The sequence below is a fragment of the Bacillus sp. FG16 genome (assembly GCF_057809515.1).
The window spans coordinates 1-21,455 of record NZ_JBMDKC010000094.1 but is presented as its reverse complement, the minus strand read 5'-3'; the positions used below and the strand labels follow the sequence as shown (position 1 = coordinate 21,455).

The following is a 21,455-nucleotide window of genomic DNA, read 5'->3' as shown; positions in this document are numbered from 1 at the left end:
GAAGGAAATACAAAGCCGCCAAACAGTGGTAGTGGCGAAGGAAATACAAAGCCGCCAAACAGTGGTAGTGGCGAAGGAAATACAAAGCCGCTAAACGATGGTAGTGGCGAAGGAAATACAACACTGCCAAACAATGGGGATGGCCATGGAACGCCAATGCAACCAAGTAATGATGGGAGTTCAGGAGAGTATCCAGCCAATAATGGTTAATAAGTAATATGAAGATATTGTTGGTCCTTTTGCAAATTTAAAAAAAGCATAAATAGATTAGTAAATGAGGAACAACGTTTAGGAAGTAGCTAGTAGTCGTTGAAGTACATTATAAGTCGAAAGGGTGAAGTCTCTTTATATAGTACCTTTTAAATGAAAAATGCGCTATTCTTTCTGTAGAATCATAGGAAAGGATGGCGTTTTTTATGTCTGTTTCTGTGTCTGACGAATTACAACTATTTGCTCAAGAGATTCAAAGTTTTTTATCTCCAAATACCTTACGGGATCTTGCTAGAGATGTTGGTTTTGTACAACGAGTGAACCGGCACTGACAGATATATCGGTGGAGATAAAACGTGGCGAGACTGTGGGAATTATCGGTGGTACTGGTTCAGGCAAATCTACATTTGTGAACTTGATTCCGAGATTTTATGACGCTACCTCTGGACAAATACTCGTCAATGGAATTGATGTAAGGAATTATAGTCTACATGAGTTACGCGGTGAGATCGGAATCGTTCCGCAGAAGGCACTGCTCTTCACAGGGACGATTGCGCTCATGTTGTATACGAATCCGCTCATGACCGTCGTCGTGCTGTTATCTGCACCAGTGACTTTCTTCGTAGCGCGGTTCATCACGATGCGCTCCCAGCAGCTATTTCGTGATCAGGCCCGCATATTGGGTGGACTGAATGGCTATGTCGAGGAGATGATCGGCGGGCAGAAGGTTGTTCAGGCCTTCCGTTATGAAGATCACTCTTTTGCGGAGTTTACAGCGCGAAATGATAAATTGTATCACACAGGGGTAAAATCACAATTCGTCAGCTCTCTGTCGAATCCATCCACCCGTTTGGTGAACAATGTTACCTTCTCAATCATCGCCTTAATTGGGAGTATTATGGTCATTATGTCTAGAATATCGGTCGGGGGATTATCGAGTTTCCTGATTTATGCCAATCTGTTCGCTAAACCGTTCAACGAGATTACCGGAGTAATTACACAGTTGCAATCAGCTACGGCCTCGGCGTAACGTATCTTTCAGGTACTTGATGAATCGGCGGAGTCACCGGAGGCTGAAGATGCAGTTCATATCCCAGCTAAGCAGGGGACGATTACATTCCATCATGTGAAGTTCGCTTACCAGCCTGACCGTCCCCTTATTACCGATTTGAACCTAGTTGTTGAACCAGGAACACGTGTCGCAATCGTGGGACAGACGGGTGCTAGCAAGACAACATTAGTGAATCTGTTAATGCGATTCTATGATATTGATGCCGGTGAGATTGCGATAGATGGTATTAATATTAACGATATGGCCCGTGATAGCTTACGCCATACTTTTGGGATGGTGCTACAGGATACTTGGCTGTTTGGTGGGACAATCCATGACAATATCGCCTATGGGAAACCGAATGCTAGCTAGGATGAGGTTATAGCAGCCGCTAAGGCAGCTAACGCCCACAGCTTCATCAGGCGGCTGCCGAAGGGCTATAATACAGTAATCAACGGCTCCGGCGACAGCCTGTCCCAGGGACAGAAACAGCTCTTGACAATCGCTCGGGTTATGCTGGTTGATCCGCCTATGCTAATTCTCGACGAAGCGACGAGCAGCATTGATACGCTGACGGAGATTCGTATCCAGGCGGCGTTCCTGAAGATGATGGAAGGCAGAATGAGTTTCGTTATCGCTCACCGTTTGTCGACGATCCGTGAGGCAGATATGATCCTCTACATGAAGGACGGGGATGTCGTCGAAAGCGGGAGTCATGAGCAGCTGCTGGAGCAGGGTGGGTACTACGCCAATCTGTATAACAGCCAATTCGCGGCTGTGAATGGTTAGTAGACTATTTGTAACATTATTCCGAAAGTGCTCACGATGCGTGGACCGGGTCTTGGCCTAAATAATCTCCATCATTTTATACTATATTTATCATATGTATTAGAAGATGGTGCAACATTAAAAATTAACTCTGATACAGTGTAGTCATATTGTATCAGGGTTTGTATTATTTTATAAAAAAACATAATATATTCAGTTGAATAAACTTTGCTGTAATGAATAATAAGAGTAATCAATGCGTTTCAGTAAAAACACCTATTGCTTTTTTTAACTTATTATTTCTCCCTATAAATAATTCTCCCTTCTATCCATTCGGAAGAAAAGGAGGCGATATAACAAGGAATTATTGTTTGAACTTTTAAAAGAAATTGCCGGAGCAGTTGTGCGTGAGCTTTCAGCCTACATATTAAGATAGCAAATGCAAAAAAGATAACAAAAAACCCGCGCTTCACCGACCAAAGTACAAGCGTGGGTCTAAAAGAAAAAGATAATGCATAATAACAACCACCTTGACAGTAGCAGTTATGAGACGGGATGTGTCCAGCATTTCGCCTATTTTATTTTATCATTATAAAGAATGAAGGAATAAGGCGTCTAACCGCAAGGACTGCGGGGTTAGCCTAATCAATTAGAGTTCGATAGAACTCTAATTGATTAGGAATCCCCACTTTCACTTCTAAACGAAGTGAAAGTGGGGATAGTTCAATATATTGTAAATAGAAAGAGGATTAAATTTAGGAGAAAATTTGCATCTTGTAACTACAGTTTACTTTGCTGTAAAGAAACAAAAAAACATTTTTCTTATTCAATAATTCCAATTTCTAGAGCTTTTTGAACAGCTTCTTCTTTGTTACGGACTCCTAACTTTGTATAAGCTGTAGAAGCATAATTTCTGACCGTACCACTCGATAAATATAATCTTGATGCTATGGTAGTGTATCGAAGTCCTTTTGCTACTAGCTGCAATATTTCTATCTCCCTAGCTGTTAGTTCGAAAGCGGTTGCTTTTGATTGTGGTGTCTCTTTTTGCTCATCAAACTTCTCAAATATTTTGTGAGACATTTCCTGATCAATTAGTGTCCCACCTTTGTGAATAAGTCGGATCGTATTAGCTAGCTCCAACGTTTCAATAGATTTAAGTAAAAAACCATCCGCACCGTTGCGAAGTGATTCCAACGCCTGTTCGGTATCCTGAAAAGTTGTGAAAATCAACACGCGGATATGTGGCCATTGTTGCTTAATCTTTTTGGTTGCTTCAACTCCATCCATGTGCTGCATATCTAAATCCATAAGTATAACATGGGGTTGAAGGCGCCCACACAAATCGATGGCTTGATTGCCATCCTCAGCTAAACCGACTACATTTAAATCTTCACATCTATCGAGTAGTGTCCTCAAACTTTCCCGAACAAATGGTTGATCGTCTACAATTAACAAACGAATAAGTCCATCTTTTATTTCAGTTTGTCGCGGTATGGTACATGTAACAAGCATTCCTTCCTCTGGCTTTGTATATACAGACAAATGACCTTGCAAATTCATTGCCCGTTCTTTCATCGCATTCATACCGAAGCCTTCCTGCCATTCTACATTTCCTTTTCCATTATCTTGAACTTCTAACCTCGTATACTGTTGTTCAAACTGCAATGAAACTATAATTTCAGTTCCCTGACCATGACGTACTGCATTCGTAAGGGACTCTTGTAAACAACGAATGAATGCGATCTTCGCTTGCCGAGACAGTTGATATTCCTCTCCGAATGTCCTAAAACTTACATTTACCTGAGCGTGCTCCTGAAATTCGACTCCAAGATTTTGTAGAGATTGAATCAAGGAAGGCGATTGACACGGAGACTCCATTTGATGTAAGTAACCTCTCACATCCTCGATGCTTTTACGTCCCATTTCAAGCAGAGAATCTAGCCTCTGTATACCCATTTCAGTAGCAATTTCGGTACGCAACGTTTCCATCCCCATAATAATAGAAGTATAAGCGTGACCAACTGTATCATGAAGCTCACTCGACAGTCTGTTCCGTTCTTCTGCCAGTGTAATGCGTTCAATCTGAGACATATATTGCTCAAGTACCGCGTTTTGTTTACGAATCGCTTCATTTTGCTTATGATTGACGATTAATAAATGGAAAGCGAAGCCCATTACATAAGCAAGTCCATAGTTGGTAACCATAATCCAATAGCTATTACTTGGCGCAACCGCATAGAAAATTCCAGTTGTTATAAAAACTGTTGTTGGAGCTGTCCAATAATAGGACAAATGCTGACTATTCGCAGCAATCAGAAAAACCGATATAAGAAATGTAACGTTAGCTCCCGGAAATAAAGAAGTTAAATATATACACAGTCCACCATATAGCAGTATTTCTGTGAACAAATAATATTTATAATTGAATAGTAAGGCTACCCATGGAACAGAGAAGGCAATAATTTCCCAAAGAATAATAATCCAAATTGGCAATGTTAAACTATCCTGAAAATCGAATGTGGTTATGGCGATAGAGACACTAACAAGTATACGGACTCCTAACATAATCCAATCGTACCAAAACCAATACTTAACCATATCTAACAAGTCATTTACCCCCTAAGTAGCCTACCTTTTTACTTCCTATATTATAAATTAATCCTTGATACATTGTTATCCTTTTTAATTTTACACTGCAATTCTCTCACAGAAGGCAAACTTCTATTGATTTAGTTGCCGGATCATGCTACGTGTATAGCCACCGATTTTCTTTGTCAAACGATCTACTATTCTAATACTTATGGCGGTAAATACTATACCCATAAACATTACAAAGAGTGACTTAGTAAAGGTATCTATCTGTATAAATATAATATTCATTTCGATGTATTGATACAGTAGTGGTGCCAATAGCAACATAAGTGGCATTACATAAAAAATGATTGCGCTAATGAGACTGAAAATGCCAATCACTAATTTCTGCATTAACCAAAAGATAGCAGACCAAGTACGACGATCTGTAAGCACTAATTTCACCTGAGCCCAGTTTGATGTATCCATTTTTATACTTCTATCATAAGTGTCGGTCGAAATATCTGTATAAATTTTCGTCTGTATGCGCTCGAATTGGATAAAAGGTGTCGTAGTCTGTAGTACGCGTATAACTAGTGGAATCCCAATTACCGTAAATGAAAGGGTGAAACTGAATAGCAGAGCTATTAGATAAAAACAAAAATAAAACAATCCTGTAACGAAAGTTAGTAATAAAAAATAACCATTCTGGATGAATCTTGATTTCATAAAGTTTTCGCTCCTATCTATGTAATAACCGAATTGTACTGCTTTTTTTGTCATTCTCACTAGTGTAAAAATGTCATATGACATTTCTAAATGATGCTAAAAAGGGGAGAGTAACCTACTTCTGGTTAAAAATGATGCTTATATCAATCACCATAAAACAATCCCGTTCTTGCATCTGCAAGAACGGGATTGTTTTATACTTTTATTTAATATGAGATGGACTTGTTTTTCGAATATGAAACATAATATCAAATTGCTCAAGCAATGACGTATCAAAGTATGCCAATTGGTTCGGTAAGAGTCGTGCCCCTATACTTAGTAAGGGTCTTTTTGCTTTAACCCATTTTTCTGCCGGTCCTTTAAGGTGACGGTTATCCAATAAAAACATTTTATATGGTACTTTTCCAAGGGTATAATTGAAACTATTTACATCTTGTGGAATCGGATTTGTTATAATCTTATCTCCGGTGTCGTTGTATAAGGTGAAATTCCCCTCCGTAGTTGTACTGCCAATTGTGACATAATTATTGTCTAAACGTTCCTTCAAATTCTGCCCCGCAACATAAGGGTATAATTCCTCATCGAAAATTCCTTTAGCTATATGAATATTGTGTCCCCATACCATCGTTTTACCACCCAATGTCTCTTGTGCCCACATTACATGATCGGCCAAATATTGCTCATGTAGCTTTAACACACTTGGATAGTCGTTAGGAATTAGCATTGTGGTATATTTCTCTATTACACTTGCCGTTGCTTTCGCCCAGATGTACTCAGGTGAAACTAATTCTGTTTTGGCTTGCCCATTCTCATCTTTTAGTAATTGGGCTACTCTCGCAGCGTTTGCTTTGAACTTTTCTTTTATTTCAGGAGCAAGGTCCATATATTCCTTTACACTGCCATTAAAAGCCGACAATTCTTTATAATTTTCTTCTACTTCTGCCAGCGAATCTGGTCGATGTAGCCTTACATAATCAATTACTTTATTAAAGCAACCTTGGTCCAACTCCTTTAAGTCGAGCCCAATAAATTGGATCTTTTTTTTATTGGATGGATTAGCATTATAATCTTTCATCCAGTCAATCATGGCTATAATTTCATCAGTAGGATATAACAAGTTTAAAAATTCTCTAGGGTTTCCTTTTCCTGTTTGGATATATTCATTTAGTTTTAAGCCGTTTCCCCAATCTTCTTCCATTGTGAAGTTTGTAAAACCCATCTCAGTAACCAAATATTTCACAAGGCGAAACTTCATAGTGAAAATTTCAGAGCTTCCATGAGTATTCTCTCCTAATCCTACATATTGTGCGCTCCCAATCATTTTCTTAAGTGGTTTTAAATCCTCAAATGATTTTGACGGCTCTATCGTTTTTAATGGGTAAGCCTGTGATTGTATGGATTTAACTATATTTTTCTGGATTGATTGACCTGAATTTTCGACTGCTACTGTTTGAGCGTTTCCTACTTCCGCGCATCCTGTGACTAATAAAGCTGTACTAACCATTGCAATTATGCTTTTCTTATTCATTTTTTCCACCTCAATTGAATTATTTGTAAAAGCAAGGTTGATTCATGTACTTGCACGAATCAATTGCCTTAATTCAATTGTTATCTATCCCATATCATATTTTCTAGTTACATATTGTCATAAGGTTAATTGACACAGGTCATAGACTAATCATTACACTTTTGTACTATCGGCTATGACAATTTATAAATAATAATTACATTGATGAGTCGCAAGTAAGACTAGATTATAAATTTGGGAGGGATTTTAAAGATGAATGAATCTGTATGCCAAAATATTTTTATTCTAAGTTGTGTCTGTGGAAATGAGAAGAAGTAAATTCGATAAACAAGTGAATGAAAGGGGAAGGGCGGATTACAATGATATTACACGCAAAATCGCTCCATAATAAAGATAAAATCCAACGTGCTAAAATAGGACTTCAACTCTTTCTAAGTATCTTAATCATTACTTCTATTATTTTAAATGTAGGAGTAATAATTACGGAAAGTAGGGCGCTTATTGTGGTATATATGTTTACCCCAGCATTATCTTCTATTTTGACTCGCATAATACTGAAAGAAGGGTTTAAAGATGTATCTTTTAGTCTCGATAACTTAAAGATATGGAAGGGGATCGGTTTTGCTCTGCTAATCCCTATGATTATTTGTGGAATTACTTATTCTATCGCCTGGTTGAGTGGAATTGCAGGATTTCAGTATCCCGAAGGTGGTATGATGTTAGAACCGATCTACAATATGCTTGGGCTTCAGTATGTAACGGCACCATTCAGCTTCATTTATCTAGTAGTATTGAGCGGTATTTTCGGAAGTTTGCTTAACTTAATCCCAGTTTTGGGAGAAGAAATGGGTTGGCGAGGTTATATGCTCACAAGGCTAGTCGATGCAGAGTTTTCACGGCCCATCCTAATTAGTGGATTGATTTGGGCAACGTGGCATGTTCCAATAGTTATTGCTGGTCTATATGTAGCGGGACCATCTGTCGTTCTTTCAGTACTTGGTATCTATCTTTGTATTGTACCATTCGGTTATATTATAGCTTATTTACGACTTATCACAGGTAGCATTTGGCCTTCGGTTATCATCCATGCTACTTGGAATGCCATTATTCAAGGACCTTTTACACGTGCAAGTACAGGGTATCAAACTGAGATTTGGATTGGAGAATCTGGCTTGATAACCGCTATTATTATCTTGGCTACTGCAATAATTATGTCTCGAATCGTAAATTCTACTAAATAGCATACGGATGTGTTTTAAATTCCATTAGTGTAATATGACGAGGCTGAAATAAGATGCTTCTAAAAATATTAGAAAAAATCTAATTGAACGGACTCTTACTTAATCTTAGGCTGCTGGATATATGGGGGACATCAAGCTAAGGGTTTAATTTATAAAAATAAACTTGGTTGCCATAAAAAAACATAATGTTTTCATTTAAAGGCTATGAGATGAAATTTCATCATCTTCATCAAGTTTGACCTTCAGGAAATAAAAAGTTAAACGATTATACAAATACTCTAACTGAAAAAATGATAGTCCTTTTATCAAAAATGTAGAAGGACTATCGTTTATTTTTTTGACAAAATTAGGGGTTGATGTTCATAAAAATGGATAATATAATTCGTATTTTACGTAAAGAGAAAAATTTCCCCCTAGAATATTAAGCTAAATCTCTTGGTGTGACGGTTGATTTAAGTTTCACTTTATGACTTGTAAAGGGCTGTTCAATGCATCGTACTATTAAAAAATCTAAATTTAATTATTAAATTGCGATAAAATGTGGTCGGAAATAATGAAATTTTAGGAAAAATAAGGTACACTAGTCTATGATTTTAGTTGAAAATCGTTTGACGTTAATGCATACGGGGGAAAGATTGATGAACAACAATACAACAAATGAATCAGTTGAAGAAATTGATCAAAAACGAGTAAGATCAAAAAAACGTTATACAAATTGGAAGTTTATCGCAGCGGGTATTGGTGTAATTGCACTTCTTATTGGGGGAATGAGTTATTATCAGGCAACTCACTTCAATTCGAATGTTACAATTAATGACACAAAAGTTGGTGGTCTGAGCGCTGATCAGGCAATACAGAAATTAAAGACATCTGGACTAGCAAACAAAGTCTATGTTGATCAACAACAAATTTTAGATGAAAAAGATACAAAAACGGAACTTACGGAAAAAGATTTGCCTCAAGTTAAGAAACTATTAAAAAGTCAGTGGACATTTTTCCCTTCCTCAAAGGGAGAAAATTATTCATTACTACCAGAGAAGGCAGATCAGTATCGTAGTGAAACGATGAAAAAACTTGTAGAAGAAACGCTCATCTCTATGAATGAAAAATTAAAAGCGCCTCAAGATGCTATGGCGAAGCTAGAACAAGGAAAAATTGTTATTTCGAAAAGTGTTGAGGGAAAACAGTATGACGTTACTAGTCTACTGAAAGATTACGATAAGCAAAAATATAAAAGCGAAATTCATCTGAAGTCTGCATACATAAAACCTATTAAAGAAGACGATCCGATTGTCAAAAAAGAGGAGAAAGCACTACAGAATCTTCTTGGGCAGTCTGTTGAGTATAAAGTGCAGGATGAAGTTTATCCTTTAAAAGCGAAAGATTTAATTCAAAATGCCTCTATGTCAAAGGATATGAAAGTTACAATTGATGCGAGTGACATTAAGAAGAAAATTACAGAAATTAATAATGCCAAATCAACATTAAATAAAGATTTCTCATTTAAAACGCATTCCGGTTCAGTCATATCAGTAAAAGGACAAGGATACGGCTGGGCACTAGATGTTGAAAAAGAAACTAAACAAGTTCAACAAGCCTTTGAGAAAGGCGAAAAGTCGCTTTCTGCTTCTAATATTCACGGAAATGGTTGGGAGAAGGAAGGTATCGGTTATAAAACAACATCGAATAATGGCATCGGAGACACGTATGCAGAAGTTTCAATTGCAGAGCAACAAATTTGGATTTACAAAGATGGAAAATTAGTCGTTACAACAAATGTAGTAACGGGTAAACATAGCACGGGTGAAGATACATCACCAGGTGTGTGGTACGTCCTATACAAACGAACACCATACACGCTAAGAGGTAGCGCAGTAGGGAAAGCTGATTATGCGGTTAAAGTAGATTACTGGGTTCCATTCACCAATAGCGGTCAAGGATTCCACGATGCCGGCTGGCGAAAAGACTGGGGAAATAATGCGTATTTAACAGGAGGATCAGGTGGGTGTGTGAACCTTCTTCCTAATGTTGCAAAAACTGTATATGATAGTTTGAACACGTATGATCCAGTAATTGTGTACTAAAAAATAGCTACGTATCTAGAAATAAACAAAGCAGGAAATCTTACCTGATGGTATATGAAAAAACACCTCTTGCATTCGCATACTAAGTGTGCAAATGTAATGGAGGTGTTTTTGTTTGAATACAAAAGTGTATTGCTTATAAGAAACAAAGTAGAAAGAGATTAAGAATAAGTATTCAAATAGTCAATAAAATTGACAATGAATATCATTTTCACTTAATATAGAATCGTCGCATTTAATTAGACATGAATTTTTTGTTAATATAATAGATTTCTATTAAGTTGTCACATTTACGAATTATCATTAAATATTTTAAGAATTTAAACGTAGGAAAGGGTAATATAAAATGAACTGGAAAAAAGGCGGGTTATGGGTTATTATTTTTTTCGTTGTAAAAGGCACGATTTCTACACTTTTAATCGTTACAGGTGCTAAATATTTTGATTTATCATTTATGCAACTTATCTTATTAATTCTGACCTTATTAGTGATTTCTCTAATAAGTCGAAAGTTACTGTATAGACATAAACAAAACAAAAAGCAAAAAGAGCTAAATATATAATGAAGCCCCAGAGACCATTGGATTTCTGGGGTTATATTTTGATAGTTTTTTCGCATGTATATTAATTTAACAGAATAGGTTGTCCAAAATGATAAAATCGATGATGTTTAAAATGCGTCAGTTATTTTTACATAAGGATTGAAGAGAGCCTTCGAATCAATCTTTATTTTGAAGCACAGACGCGCATAAATTATGCTCCTTTTTCAATTGGTAGTTTAAATGTAAAAGTACTGCCTTCTCCTAATTCACTTTCAACTGTAATTTCTCCTCCGTGTAGTTCGACAATCCATTTTACCATAGACAATCCTAAACCTGTGTTTCCAATGTTTGAAGATGTGCGTGCTGCGTCAACTCGATAGAAGCGGTCCCATATTTTAGTAATATGTTGCTCGCTGATGCCGATGCCATTATCGGAGACTTTACCTATTATGTTGGTTTCATCACGGAATAGTTGCATATGCACAGTTCCACTCGCTTTACTATAAGCAATCGCATTCGTTAGTAAATTCATTAATAAGCGCATCATCAATGTTTGATCTGCTTTAATAAACAGGTCTTCCTCTATATGAGTTGTTATATCAATCGAAGCTTCTTGAACCATTAATGAAAGCTCTTCTACAACGATTTCCGTTAATTCACTCATATTGATACATTCAAATTGGAAAGTATTATGGTTTCCTAGGTCAACTCGTGCTAATAATAAGAGTTGTGAGATTAGAGCGGACATTTTACGTGATTGTTTTAAAATTACTTCTAACGATTCTTCCATTTCTTTCGGATTATTTCTCTGCGATAAAGCGTATTCGCATTGCGAAATAATAACAGATGTTGGTGTTCTTAATTCATGAGATGCGTCAGATGTAAATTGTTTTTCACTTTCAAATGATGTCTCCAATCGCTCAAACATTTTGTCAAAGGTTTGTGCTAAATGATACATTTCGTCTTTCGGTGAACCTTGTAAATTAATTCTCTTCGAAAGGTCTTTACCATCACCAATTTTACTGGCTGAATCACTCATTTGTTGCACAGGTCGAAACGCCCTTTGCGTAATAAAATATCCTCCGAATGCCGCAATAAGAATAAGTAATGGGAATGAGATGATTGTTACCACGATAAGCGTATTCATCGTTGAAGATAATTGGTTCATAGTCATTATTCCACGAACCCAGACTTGCTCATCGCCGCCTGCATTATGGAGAAAATCATATACTATCCATTCTTTATTGCCGTCTTTAATGGTTTGTATTTCATCGGATTTAAGCGATATCTTTTTATTAAAGCTTGTTGGACTATGTCCTACCAACAGCTCACCTTCTTTACTATAAATGCTTATATTTACTCCATCTTCTAAGGTTTCAAAATCATCGTCAATCTTTAACTGCCCATGCTTATATTCGATATCTTCCATGCTTTCTTTTACTGTGCTCTTTAATTGATCTTTCATATTAAAAAGCAAAACTTTATCTGAAGAAGTTAAAATAAAAGCTAACACGAGTGCCATAATAATTACAATTAGCCCCGTATACCACAGGGTCACTCTCATTTTTATTGATAGTCTTTTCATGATTCTACTCGCAATACGTAACCAGTTCCTCGTACTGTATGAATTAACTTCGTTTCAAACTGGCTATCAATTTTTTTGCGAAGATAGCGGACGTAAACATCAATAATATTCGAGCCACCTTCATAGTCGTAATTCCACACATGTTGCTCAATTTTATCTCGTGTCAGCACAACTTCTTTATTACGGATCATATATTCTAAAATAGCAAATTCTTTACTGGAAAGAGTGATAACTTGGTCTCCTCGTGTTACTTTATGCATATTGCAATCTACCACTAGGTCAGCGATTTCAAATACATTAGATGTATTTCCTGTTTTTCTTCGCATTAACACTCGAATTCTTGCTAACAGTTCATCAAAAGCAAACGGCTTTACTAAATAATCATCTGCACCTAAGTCGAGTCCTGTTACACGATCATCAATTGTATCTTTAGCTGTAAGAAGCAAGACAGGAGTTGCATTATTGTCCGCGCGTAATCTTTGTAATACGCGTAAACCATCTATTCCGGGAATCATAATGTCAAGGACAATCAAATCGTAGGTAGCCATGTTTATATAATCCAGGGCATCTTCTCCATTCCCACATGCATCGACACTATAATGTTCTGCATTTAATCGTTTCACCAATATATTTTGTAAGTCTTGTTCATCTTCGACGATAAGAACTCGCATTAACATTCTCCTTTTCTTCTTATTAATATGTATCACTATAATTCCAAAACATTAAAGAAAGATTAGAAACTAGTTAATTATATCATTTTATCCCGCATTAACGGGCAGTAAGACTCCTCCCTCAAAATTCGGTGAATGCGAGGTAGGTAGGGATTAACTGCCTGTAAAAGCCTTCACTTTATTTTTTTGTACATTAATCTTCCTTTAATGTTTGTTCAGTAATATAAAGGCAAGGATAAGGTGCACATGTAAAGGGAGGAAAACAGAATGGGAAAATGGATGCTGATTGGAGCAATGTCCTGTTTATTCTTAACAGCTTGTTCTACTCAAGTTGATAACAATACAGAAGTACAACAACTGAAAGTGGAAAATGATAAATTACAAAAAGAAGTCGCTCAACTACAACAAGAACCAAACAAAACACAAGCTGCTACAAATGATAAGAAACAAATACAAGATTTCAAAAACGAAGTCTCATCTATTGTAGAAAAGGCAAATAACACGAAACCAGTTGGAGCAAAAGAAGATAACTTAAATACGTACTTAGCAGCAAAAAAAGAAATTGACCAATTGGATGACAAGATAGATCTATCTGATAATCAGCTAGAAGCAGATTATCACGCTGGAACGATAACTGTTGAGCAATATCAAACGCAAGAAAAAGAACACGATATACTGGAAGATCAATTAGAGCAAGCAGAAAATGCACTTGAAGCAAGATTTGGAATAGAGGATTAATCATTAAGGAGTGGATGAAAATGTTAAAACATAAAAAGAAAATAATTATAAGTGTAATTACTATTTTAGTAAGTGGTATTGCTATTGTTGGTGGATATTATGGTATGGGTTACAATTATGCAAAAAAGAATGAAAACTACACAGAGAAACAAGTTCGTGAAATTTCTTTAGCTCATACAAATGGAGAAATTATTAATGTGAAAAAAGAATTCGAGTTAGAAGATGACAACTTAGCACAATCAAAATTTGAATATGAAGTGGAAATCAAGACACCTGATAATCTGTTAAATATTTTAAAAGTTAGTGCTAGAACAGGTACAATAGAACTCAATAATGAAGATTAAATAAATATCGCTTATTTGAAAAAACTCCTAACAAATTTTGTTAGGAGTTTTTTCATGTTTATACTTTACTATTTTAAAATGTGGAAAATCTCCATACTTCTACAATCTATATAAATGACTCAAGCTTCGCATCTTTTGAATGCCCTGAAGTGCTAAACCTAAGTAAAATAATGAACTATCCTATGCAAGAAAGTTGAGCTAGTTAATCGCATATGTTTTATTGAAAGGGTGTGATTGAATTATGGAACGGCCGAATTGGGGAATTGGAGGATTAGTATTTGTTGGCTGCATGTTTCTTGGCGGAGGAGTGGGGTCTATGTTAGGTGATGCCCACAATGGATGGCTAATAGGGATGGGCGCTGGATTTCTTGGTATGGCTTTAACGAGACTAATCAGAAAGTAATATAATTGGAATTCTTCTTCCGGTAAATAAGGAAATATGTATGTAAGTAATTAATGGCATAAGAGCTCTATAAATTATAGTTAGAAGCTTCTCTTCTCTAAATTTCTCCATACATAGATATGATTCTCAAATCGGAGAATGGCACCTTAAGGTGTCTTTTTTATGCTCTTTAAAAATGTCTTAACATATATAGCCGAGTTAATTTAAATAATCAAGAATAATTGAGCTAATAGCTTTCGGTAGATTGTCATCATTTTTTTTAATAGATTAGATTCATTACCGTTTCAGACCTATGTATTCATTCATAACCTAACAGTAAAAGGGGGGATGATTAAAGGTATGGCGTTTAATGATGAATTAATTTGTCAACAGTTTGCAAAAATTATCGGTGGCCAAGAAGGGTTCGCCGGTGGAAAATGCGTGGCAACAATAAACAGGGATGAAATACGAGCAACAATCTTAGGAAAACGTTTTAGAGTAACAACTTCCTTTTCATTCGAATCACGAGACAATAAAACTGGACGGGCATTATGCCTAGGCCGAGTAGCACTCTTACAAAAAGAAGTCACTGAATTTGTGGCGACAATTATTAAACAAGGAATAATCATTTCGTCTATACACAATGAGTGGTTATGTGATGATCCAAATTTGATTTACGTTAATATCGAAGACGTTGATGATCCACTAAATTTTGCAAGAAAAGTGAGAAGAGCGTTATGCACGTAATCAATTTCTTTAGTTAAACGAGTGATTATATTAAATTGAAAAGTTCAGCGTGTTGGATGGTTTTATCCCGCTTTAACGGGCAGTAAGACCCCCACCTCAAAATTCAGCGGAAGCAAAGAAGTTAGGTGGGGGATCAACTGTCCGTAAAAGTCCGATTGGTTCAACTAATAATCAGTGGGGGATGAACAAAACCCCCACTGATTAAAGTTTCACTTTATAAAACGAAAGAAGGTGTTTCATATTTGGAATGCCTTTTCTTTATGTTTTCGTTGCTAATGTGGGTGATTAACTGATTATATGCTGTTTATCTTGTAACAGCAAGAACTGGGGTAGGTATCTTTAAAGGTGTTTGACTGTCTGTAGATACCATATTTTATCAAGTGTTATTAGAATATCATAAAACGACAGGGGAGAAATACGTCAAATTAGTCATTCCTTCTATAATCTAAGGAGGCGATTTTGTTTTTGAAAAATAATAGGTAAATCATTTGACAATTTAAATAATCTACTTTAATATATGTGCCATAGCATATACATGGTGAAACAAATACATTCATTGTGAATGATTGACTGGTATGCTATATCCTTTTATATCTTAATTTATAGAGGTGATATATGAACTTACATGATTTAATAGGCTATCTTGTTCACCGTACTGATGTGAAAATGACCAACTATTTTACGAAGAAATTAAAGCCTTATGGAGTTACGCCAGAGCAGTGGGGGATTATTAGTGTTCTTTGTAGCCAAAGGAGCACTACTCAAAAAGAGTTGGCGGAAGCTATTGATAAAGATCAAACTACTGTTGTTAGAATGATACAGTCAATGGAGAGAAAAGGGATTGTAAAGAAGGCTTTGAATGACCAAGATAGGCGTTCACATAACCTTTTTTTAACTGAAAAAGGTGACGAGTTAAAGAAAACAATCTTGCCTGTAGTGAAAGACGCTCACCATTTCGTTACGAGTAATTTGAGTGAGGAAGAGATTAAAGTATTACAATCGTTATTAAACAAATTGTATGATACACACTATTAATATTTGTTCCTTATTGATGCTACGCTATTCATAAGGAACAAACTTTGTTTTAGGTATTACATATGCTATAGCATATAATTTTTGTTTAGACGAATGGGAAGATAACTTTATTTTGTATGATATCTGATTCAGGGTCACTTTTTTGCCTAGTACCAGTCAAATTTTCGTATTATATATGCTATAGCATATAATTTTTGGCCCTTTAATATTGAGAAGGGTAATGTAAATTGAAGCGACTTCCATACGGGTAATCTCAGGAAATAGGGTAAAGGTAGTGACTACTACCTGAACAATACTGAGTTTTTATCAAATAATAAGAAAGGTGTGATTACTATTTTAATTTTCATCAATATTGTAAAAGTAGTGTTGTTTCTGTTCTTTTTAATGACAGGAACGAAAATTATATCCGGGAAAATGGCAGATGAATTCAAACGATTTGGTTTACCTTCGTTTTTTAATTTCTTAACTGGAGCTTTTGAGATTGTAGGAGCGATTGGAATGTTGATAGGAATTTGGATTCCAACAGTAGCTTTATTAGCAGGATTGTTATTAGGCGGTACGATGCTTGCAGCCGCATTAACTCTAATTGTATTAGCGAGAGATCCCTTTAAGAAAGCAATACCTGCACTTGTTTTGTTTGTCCTTAGTTTAGGGGTAAGTTTGTATCACATTTTTTAAACATAACTGAAAACTATTAAACTTTCACTTTATGCGTTCAAGTTACTATCGTTTTGTGATTATGTTACAAATAGCGGGATTCTCCAATTAGTGCTTGAATAATAATAGCAATACGGATTTAGACATTACTATCATTCGAATCATGGTCAGTAAAAGAATGGGAAGAATTTTTATACAAAGGAATTCCCGATGAATTTTATATTAAAAATAGGAGTGAGTGAAAATGGCATATTTATTACAAGTTGATTTTCCGTTTGAAGGTCCTTTTGGTGAAGAAATGGAAAAAGGATTTTGGGATTTAGCAAATAGTATTAACGAAGAAGAAGGATTCCACTGGAAAATATGGACTGAGAATGAAGAAACAAAAGAAGCTGGAGGCATTTATGTATTTGAAGAAAAACAAGATGCTGAAAAATACGCGGAAATGCACAAGAGCAGACTTGAAGCAGCTGGTGTTAAAGATATTAGAGTAAGAATTTTTAACATCAATGAAAAGTTAACGGAACTGAATCGTGGGTATATTAAATAATTTCGACAGTTGGAGCAAGCGTAAAAAGGAGGGGGATAATCCCCTCTTTTTTTAATTCTTAAGTTGATGGTAAGGGGGCTCACATAAAAAACAATCAATTATAAAAGTGATTTTGAACGTAAGGAATTTGTAAGGAAGAGGTAAGAAAAAAGAGATTTTCCTTGTGTAAGATGAAAATGGAAAGAAGAGTGAGAGGAGAAAAATACTATATATTTCTATAAAAAACAAATCAATTAATAAGACTTGTTTGGAGGAAAAGAGACATTACAGATTCAATGTCGTCCTTTTGCAGTGAGTTAAGAAGAAAGCTGTGTGATTAGTTCCAAACAGCAAATAACCATTTATACAATATGAATAGGGGAGAGGATTATTTTGATGAAAAAGCATAGTCAAATTACATGTACAGGTTTAGCTCTTTTAATAACTGGAGGTTCCCTGTTTTATACACCTCTAACCTCAAGTGTAAAAGCGGAGTCCATTCAAAATGTATCTAACTCGTTACAAACAAGCAATCAAAGAGACCGTAATTCCGTCAAGGAGGCAATGCGGGATACATTGAAACTTGGATATCCAGGGATACTTGCTAAAACTTCTGAGGGTGGAAAAACATGGAGTTATGCGGCTGGTGTAGCGGATCTAAGTACCAAGAAACCAATGAAAACAGATTTTCGATTTCGAATTGGCAGCGTGACAAAGACGTTCACTGCAACAGTTGTACTTCAATTAGCAGGAGAAAACCGCCTAAATCTAGACGATTCTATTGAAAAATGGTTGCCTGGTGTCATTCAAGGGAATGGATATGATGATAAACAGATTACTATCCGGCAATTATTGAACCATACAAGTGGCATCGCTAATTACACAAGGTCAAAGGATTTTAATATGATGGATACAAAAAAATCTTATACTGCTGAAGGATTAGTAAAGATGGGAATATCCATGCCTCCAGATTTTGCTCCAGGAAAGAGCTGGTCGTATTCAAATACAGGATATGTATTACTAGGAATTCTTATTGAAAAAGTAACTGGGAACAGCTATGCGGAAGAGATTGAAAATCGAATTATTGAACCACTTGAATTAGCGAATACATTCTTACCTGGAAATTCAAGCGTCATTCCAGGAACCAAGCATGCCCGTGGATATATCCAATTAGACAGAGCAAGTGAGCCAAAAGATGTTACTTATTATAACCCAAGTATGGGGAGCTCGGCCGGAGATATGATTTCTACAGCTGATGATTTAAACAAATTCTTTTCTTATTTACTTGGAGGCAAATTACTGAAAGAACAGCAACTAAAGCAAATGCTTACAACAGTCCCTACAGGAGTAGATGAGCTTGGCGATTCCGGGCTTGGAATTTTCAAAATGAAGCTTTCAAACGGTGAATCGATATGGGGGCATGGAGGAACCATTCCTGGCTTTTTAACTTTTGCTGGGGGCACACTTGGAGGCAAGCATACATTGGCCGTCAATTTGAATAGCCTTATAGCTGATAGTCCTCCTCCTTTTAAAAATATTTTACTTGCTGAATTTAGCAAGTAGTCTAAAAGTAAAAACGGATAAAATTTATCATAGTTTCATAGTTAAACAAATGAATGATGAAAAAGATCAATTATTTAAGGAGGTAATTCCGTGATGAAAAATAAGCTAACTGGTGTGTTAGCCACTGCATTAGCGGTAACTATGATTCTACCAACAGGAGCGAAAGCATTTTCTGAAAGTAAGACTACTGTTGTAACTGGTGGAGAAGTAGCTAGTCAGGAACTGAAGAAGATTGCAGCAGAGAAGGCGGAGCTACTTACAAAGTCTCATGAAGCGAATAGCGTGCAGTATTCACTAATTGATAATGGAAAACTTATTTTGTCGGGTCAGGCTGGCAAGAACGATATGGAAGGGGAAAAGCCGCTAACCAAAGATACTTTATACGGGATTGGTTCAGTTAGTAAAATGTATGCAACAGCGGCTGTAATGAAATTGGTCGATGAAGGAAAAGTCGATTTAGATGCTCCTGTTGTCCGTTATGTTCCTGATTTTAAGATGAAAGACGGTCGATACAAACGTATTACACCGCGTATGTTATTGAATCACTCCTCTGGATTGCAAGGTTCTACGTTAGGTAATGCATTTTTATTTAACGATAATGATACCTATGCCCATGATACCTTGTTACAGCAATTGTCAAATCAAAACTTGAAGGCGGACCCTGGTGCTTTCTCGGTATACTGTAACGATGGCTTTACGCTGGCCGAAATTTTGGTGGAAAGAGTTAGTGGTATGAGTTTTACTGAATTTCTACATCAAAACTTTACAGGACCTTTAAAGATGAATCATACGAAAACACCGCAGGACAAATGGAGGGATGAAAATCGGGCTGGACTATATTTCCCGGCGTACCAAGGACAACTTCCAATTGAATCGGTGAATGTTATTGGTACGGGAGGCATATCTTCTACGGCAGAAGATATGGTGCGATTCTCACAACTATTTATGGGACAGGGAAAAGGAATCCTCTCTGATAAGGTAGTCAAGGCGATGGAGCAAGAGGAATATAAAAAAGGAATGTGGCCGGGGGCTGGAGAGAATATTTTTAACTATGGTCTTGGCTGGGATAGTGTGAAACTATACCCATTCAGTGAATATGGGATCAAAGCTTTGGCTAAGGGCGGCGATACGGCACTGCAACATGCTATATTAGTCGTGCTTCCGGAACAGAAAATAGCAGCGGCTGTATTGACATCTGGTGGACGGAGCTCTACAAATCAACTAATGGCAACTGAATTGCTGCTCGCTACGCTTAAAGAAAAAGGTACTATTAAGGACATCAAGCCGAACAAATCCTTTGGCAAGCCGGTCAAAGTCAAAATGCCTCAAGGCGTAGCAAAGAAAGCAGGATTTTATGGCAATAGCGAAACTCATTTCAAAATTGAAATTACGAAGAACGGTGAACTATTCTTACCATCTAATCCAGAAGAAAAATATGTATATACTGCTGATGGAAGCTTTATTAATGAGGGGGGTACTTCCAAGCTCAACTTCGTAACCGAGAAGAATGGAAGAACTTATTTGAAGGAGAGCGCATATAAATCTCATCCAGGTTTAGGGCAAAGTGTGATGACCCACTATTTAGCTGAGAAATTAGAAGACAACGTGCTTTCGAAGAAAACCGCTGCTGCATGGGCAAAGAGGGAAGGTGTCAAGTTTTATCGTGTAAACGAGAAATTTAGTTCTATTCAATATCTTGTTCAATCGAAACATCTTAGTACTCAAATTACTCGCAAGGAAGGCCCAGCAGGCTATTGGGATGGCAGAAAAATTACAGGTCCGAACACCGCGGTGCATCAGATCCAAGTACCCGTGATGAATGGTCGTGATACGACGGAAACGCATTTCTATACAGAAGGCGGCAATGAATATATGGAGATGGCTGGATTGTTATACGTAAGTGAATCTAATGTAAAACCAATTGATGTAGGCCAATCATCCAAAGTTACGTTGGATGCAAATGGGCATGCGAAATGGTTTACAATTCCACAAGCGGCAACAGACAAAAGGATGACCGTGACGCTGCCATCAAATGGTTCATTTGCGGTGTATGATGAGAAGGGAGTTTGCGTCAACTTTACCATTGTGAGTGGCAATAACAAGGTGGAACTTCCGAAGAACGGAACAATCGTATTCGCTGGGGCACCGAAATCGGAATTTGCAATCTCGGTGAACTAGCTACAATTTAAGATGATCTTAAACAAAACCAGTACGGCACAGAAAAGATGTATTACTGGTTTTGTTTGTATTTATGCATTCTCAATGAAAAAACGTGAATAATATCACGCTCAAGCACTATAAAAACATCAAAACTAGAAAATTAGTATCTCTAGAAGATGTACAGTTTTTTGGGAGTTGAATAATTTTAACAGCATAGAGAGATTAAATTTCTACTCTTTTTCTTCTTAATTGGGGTACGACCTCATGCCCATCAACTTAAGAGAACAAATAAAATGAAATTCCCTTCAAAAGGGTTAT

General features: G+C 36.5%; 19 protein-coding genes and 3 pseudogenes. 17 read left to right on the top strand and 5 right to left on the bottom strand.

Annotation, left to right across the window (positions count from 1 at the left end):
- The 5 genes and pseudogenes from ACODS7_RS25350 to ACODS7_RS25330 form a co-directional block, all read left to right on the top strand.
- The coding region (locus ACODS7_RS25350; protein WP_488827851.1) for a hypothetical protein at positions 1 to 210 on the top strand (210 nt) is incomplete at its 5' end.
- 206 nt (positions 211 to 416) lie between these two features.
- Positions 417 to 542, top strand: coding sequence for a hypothetical protein (locus ACODS7_RS25345; protein WP_255259072.1), 126 nt, complete (start codon positions 417 to 419; stop codon positions 540 to 542).
- Positions 543 to 553: 11 nt separating this feature from the next.
- Positions 554 to 700 (top strand): annotated as a pseudogene (locus ACODS7_RS25340) (ATP-binding cassette domain-containing protein); the annotation flags it as partial.
- Between the two features lie 18 nt (positions 701 to 718).
- Positions 719 to 2,050 (top strand): annotated as a pseudogene (locus ACODS7_RS25335) (ABC transporter ATP-binding protein).
- Between the two features lie 310 nt (positions 2,051 to 2,360).
- Positions 2,361 to 2,541: pseudogene (locus ACODS7_RS25330) on the top strand (hypothetical protein).
- A gap of 310 nt (positions 2,542 to 2,851) precedes the next feature.
- Here ACODS7_RS25330 and ACODS7_RS25325 read toward each other — a convergent pair.
- From ACODS7_RS25325 to ACODS7_RS25315, 3 genes are all read right to left on the bottom strand, one after another.
- Positions 2,852 to 4,639 carry a helix-turn-helix transcriptional regulator gene (locus ACODS7_RS25325; RefSeq protein WP_029442747.1) on the bottom strand — a complete coding sequence of 596 codons (1,788 nt, stop codon included), beginning with the start codon at positions 4,637 to 4,639 and terminating at the stop codon, positions 2,852 to 2,854.
- Positions 4,640 to 4,753: 114 nt separating this feature from the next.
- The gene (locus tag ACODS7_RS25320; protein ID WP_029442746.1) at positions 4,754 to 5,332 is read right to left on the bottom strand and encodes a sensor domain-containing protein; all 579 of its coding nucleotides are present in this window, start codon (positions 5,330 to 5,332) and stop codon (positions 4,754 to 4,756) included.
- Between the two features lie 202 nt (positions 5,333 to 5,534).
- Complete coding sequence (locus ACODS7_RS25315) at positions 5,535 to 6,860, bottom strand: erythromycin esterase family protein (protein WP_098629962.1); 1,326 nt, start codon at positions 6,858 to 6,860, stop codon at positions 5,535 to 5,537.
- A 359-nt stretch (positions 6,861 to 7,219) separates the two neighbouring features.
- Between ACODS7_RS25315 and ACODS7_RS25310 the strand changes: the two genes are divergently transcribed.
- The 3 genes from ACODS7_RS25310 (at position 7,220) to ACODS7_RS25300 (ending at position 10,747) form a co-directional block, all read left to right on the top strand.
- Positions 7,220 to 8,101: a CPBP family intramembrane glutamic endopeptidase gene (locus tag ACODS7_RS25310; protein WP_098629963.1), complete on the top strand. Its 882-nt coding sequence runs from the start codon at positions 7,220 to 7,222 to the stop codon at positions 8,099 to 8,101.
- 638 nt (positions 8,102 to 8,739) lie between these two features.
- Complete coding sequence (locus ACODS7_RS25305) at positions 8,740 to 10,185, top strand: L,D-transpeptidase family protein (RefSeq protein ID WP_141538276.1); 1,446 nt, start codon at positions 8,740 to 8,742, stop codon at positions 10,183 to 10,185.
- A gap of 346 nt (positions 10,186 to 10,531) precedes the next feature.
- Positions 10,532 to 10,747 (top strand): hypothetical protein, encoded by a 216-nt coding sequence (locus tag ACODS7_RS25300; protein WP_001104104.1) that lies wholly within the window; start codon positions 10,532 to 10,534, stop codon positions 10,745 to 10,747.
- Between the two features lie 190 nt (positions 10,748 to 10,937).
- Here ACODS7_RS25300 and ACODS7_RS25295 read toward each other — a convergent pair whose 3' ends face one another.
- Together ACODS7_RS25295 and ACODS7_RS25290 are read right to left on the bottom strand one after the other, a co-directional pair.
- A complete protein-coding gene (locus ACODS7_RS25295) occupies positions 10,938 to 12,311 on the bottom strand; it encodes a sensor histidine kinase (RefSeq protein WP_098629965.1) in 1,374 nt (457 codons plus the stop codon).
- The gene (locus tag ACODS7_RS25290) at positions 12,308 to 12,982 is read right to left on the bottom strand and encodes a response regulator transcription factor (protein WP_001264528.1); all 675 of its coding nucleotides are present in this window, start codon (positions 12,980 to 12,982) and stop codon (positions 12,308 to 12,310) included. The genes ACODS7_RS25295 and ACODS7_RS25290 overlap by 4 nt, the downstream gene beginning before the upstream one ends.
- 267 nt (positions 12,983 to 13,249) lie before the next feature.
- Here ACODS7_RS25290 and ACODS7_RS25285 point away from each other — a divergent pair, with 267 nt between their 5' ends.
- The 9 genes from ACODS7_RS25285 (at position 13,250) to ACODS7_RS25245 (ending at position 21,155) form a co-directional block, all read left to right on the top strand.
- Positions 13,250 to 13,720 carry a hypothetical protein gene (locus tag ACODS7_RS25285; RefSeq protein WP_029442741.1) on the top strand — a complete coding sequence of 157 codons (471 nt, stop codon included), beginning with the start codon at positions 13,250 to 13,252 and terminating at the stop codon, positions 13,718 to 13,720.
- Positions 13,721 to 13,740: 20 nt separating this feature from the next.
- Positions 13,741 to 14,064, top strand: a complete 324-nt coding sequence (locus ACODS7_RS25280) for a PepSY domain-containing protein (RefSeq protein ID WP_000912137.1) — start codon at positions 13,741 to 13,743, stop codon at positions 14,062 to 14,064.
- 241 nt (positions 14,065 to 14,305) lie between these two features.
- Positions 14,306 to 14,467: a hypothetical protein gene (locus tag ACODS7_RS25275; protein WP_043315290.1), complete on the top strand. Its 162-nt coding sequence runs from the start codon at positions 14,306 to 14,308 to the stop codon at positions 14,465 to 14,467.
- Between the two features lie 327 nt (positions 14,468 to 14,794).
- The gene (locus ACODS7_RS25270; protein ID WP_098629966.1) at positions 14,795 to 15,193 is read left to right on the top strand and encodes a DUF1259 domain-containing protein; all 399 of its coding nucleotides are present in this window, start codon (positions 14,795 to 14,797) and stop codon (positions 15,191 to 15,193) included.
- A 615-nt stretch (positions 15,194 to 15,808) separates the two neighbouring features.
- A complete protein-coding gene (locus tag ACODS7_RS25265; RefSeq protein WP_001048563.1) occupies positions 15,809 to 16,228 on the top strand; it encodes a MarR family winged helix-turn-helix transcriptional regulator in 420 nt (139 codons plus the stop codon).
- 327 nt (positions 16,229 to 16,555) lie between these two features.
- Entirely contained in the window at positions 16,556 to 16,906 is a 351-nt protein-coding gene (locus tag ACODS7_RS25260; protein ID WP_098629967.1) for a DoxX family protein, read from the top strand.
- Positions 16,907 to 17,129: 223 nt separating this feature from the next.
- Positions 17,130 to 17,435 (top strand): monooxygenase, encoded by a 306-nt coding sequence (locus ACODS7_RS25255; RefSeq protein ID WP_000323768.1) that lies wholly within the window; start codon positions 17,130 to 17,132, stop codon positions 17,433 to 17,435.
- Positions 17,436 to 17,810: 375 nt separating this feature from the next.
- Positions 17,811 to 18,977 (top strand): serine hydrolase domain-containing protein, encoded by a 1,167-nt coding sequence (locus tag ACODS7_RS25250; RefSeq protein ID WP_029442737.1) that lies wholly within the window; start codon positions 17,811 to 17,813, stop codon positions 18,975 to 18,977.
- Positions 18,978 to 19,070: 93 nt separating this feature from the next.
- Complete coding sequence (locus ACODS7_RS25245; RefSeq protein WP_098630262.1) at positions 19,071 to 21,155, top strand: serine hydrolase domain-containing protein; 2,085 nt, start codon at positions 19,071 to 19,073, stop codon at positions 21,153 to 21,155.
- Positions 21,156 to 21,455: the final 300 nt, after the last annotated feature.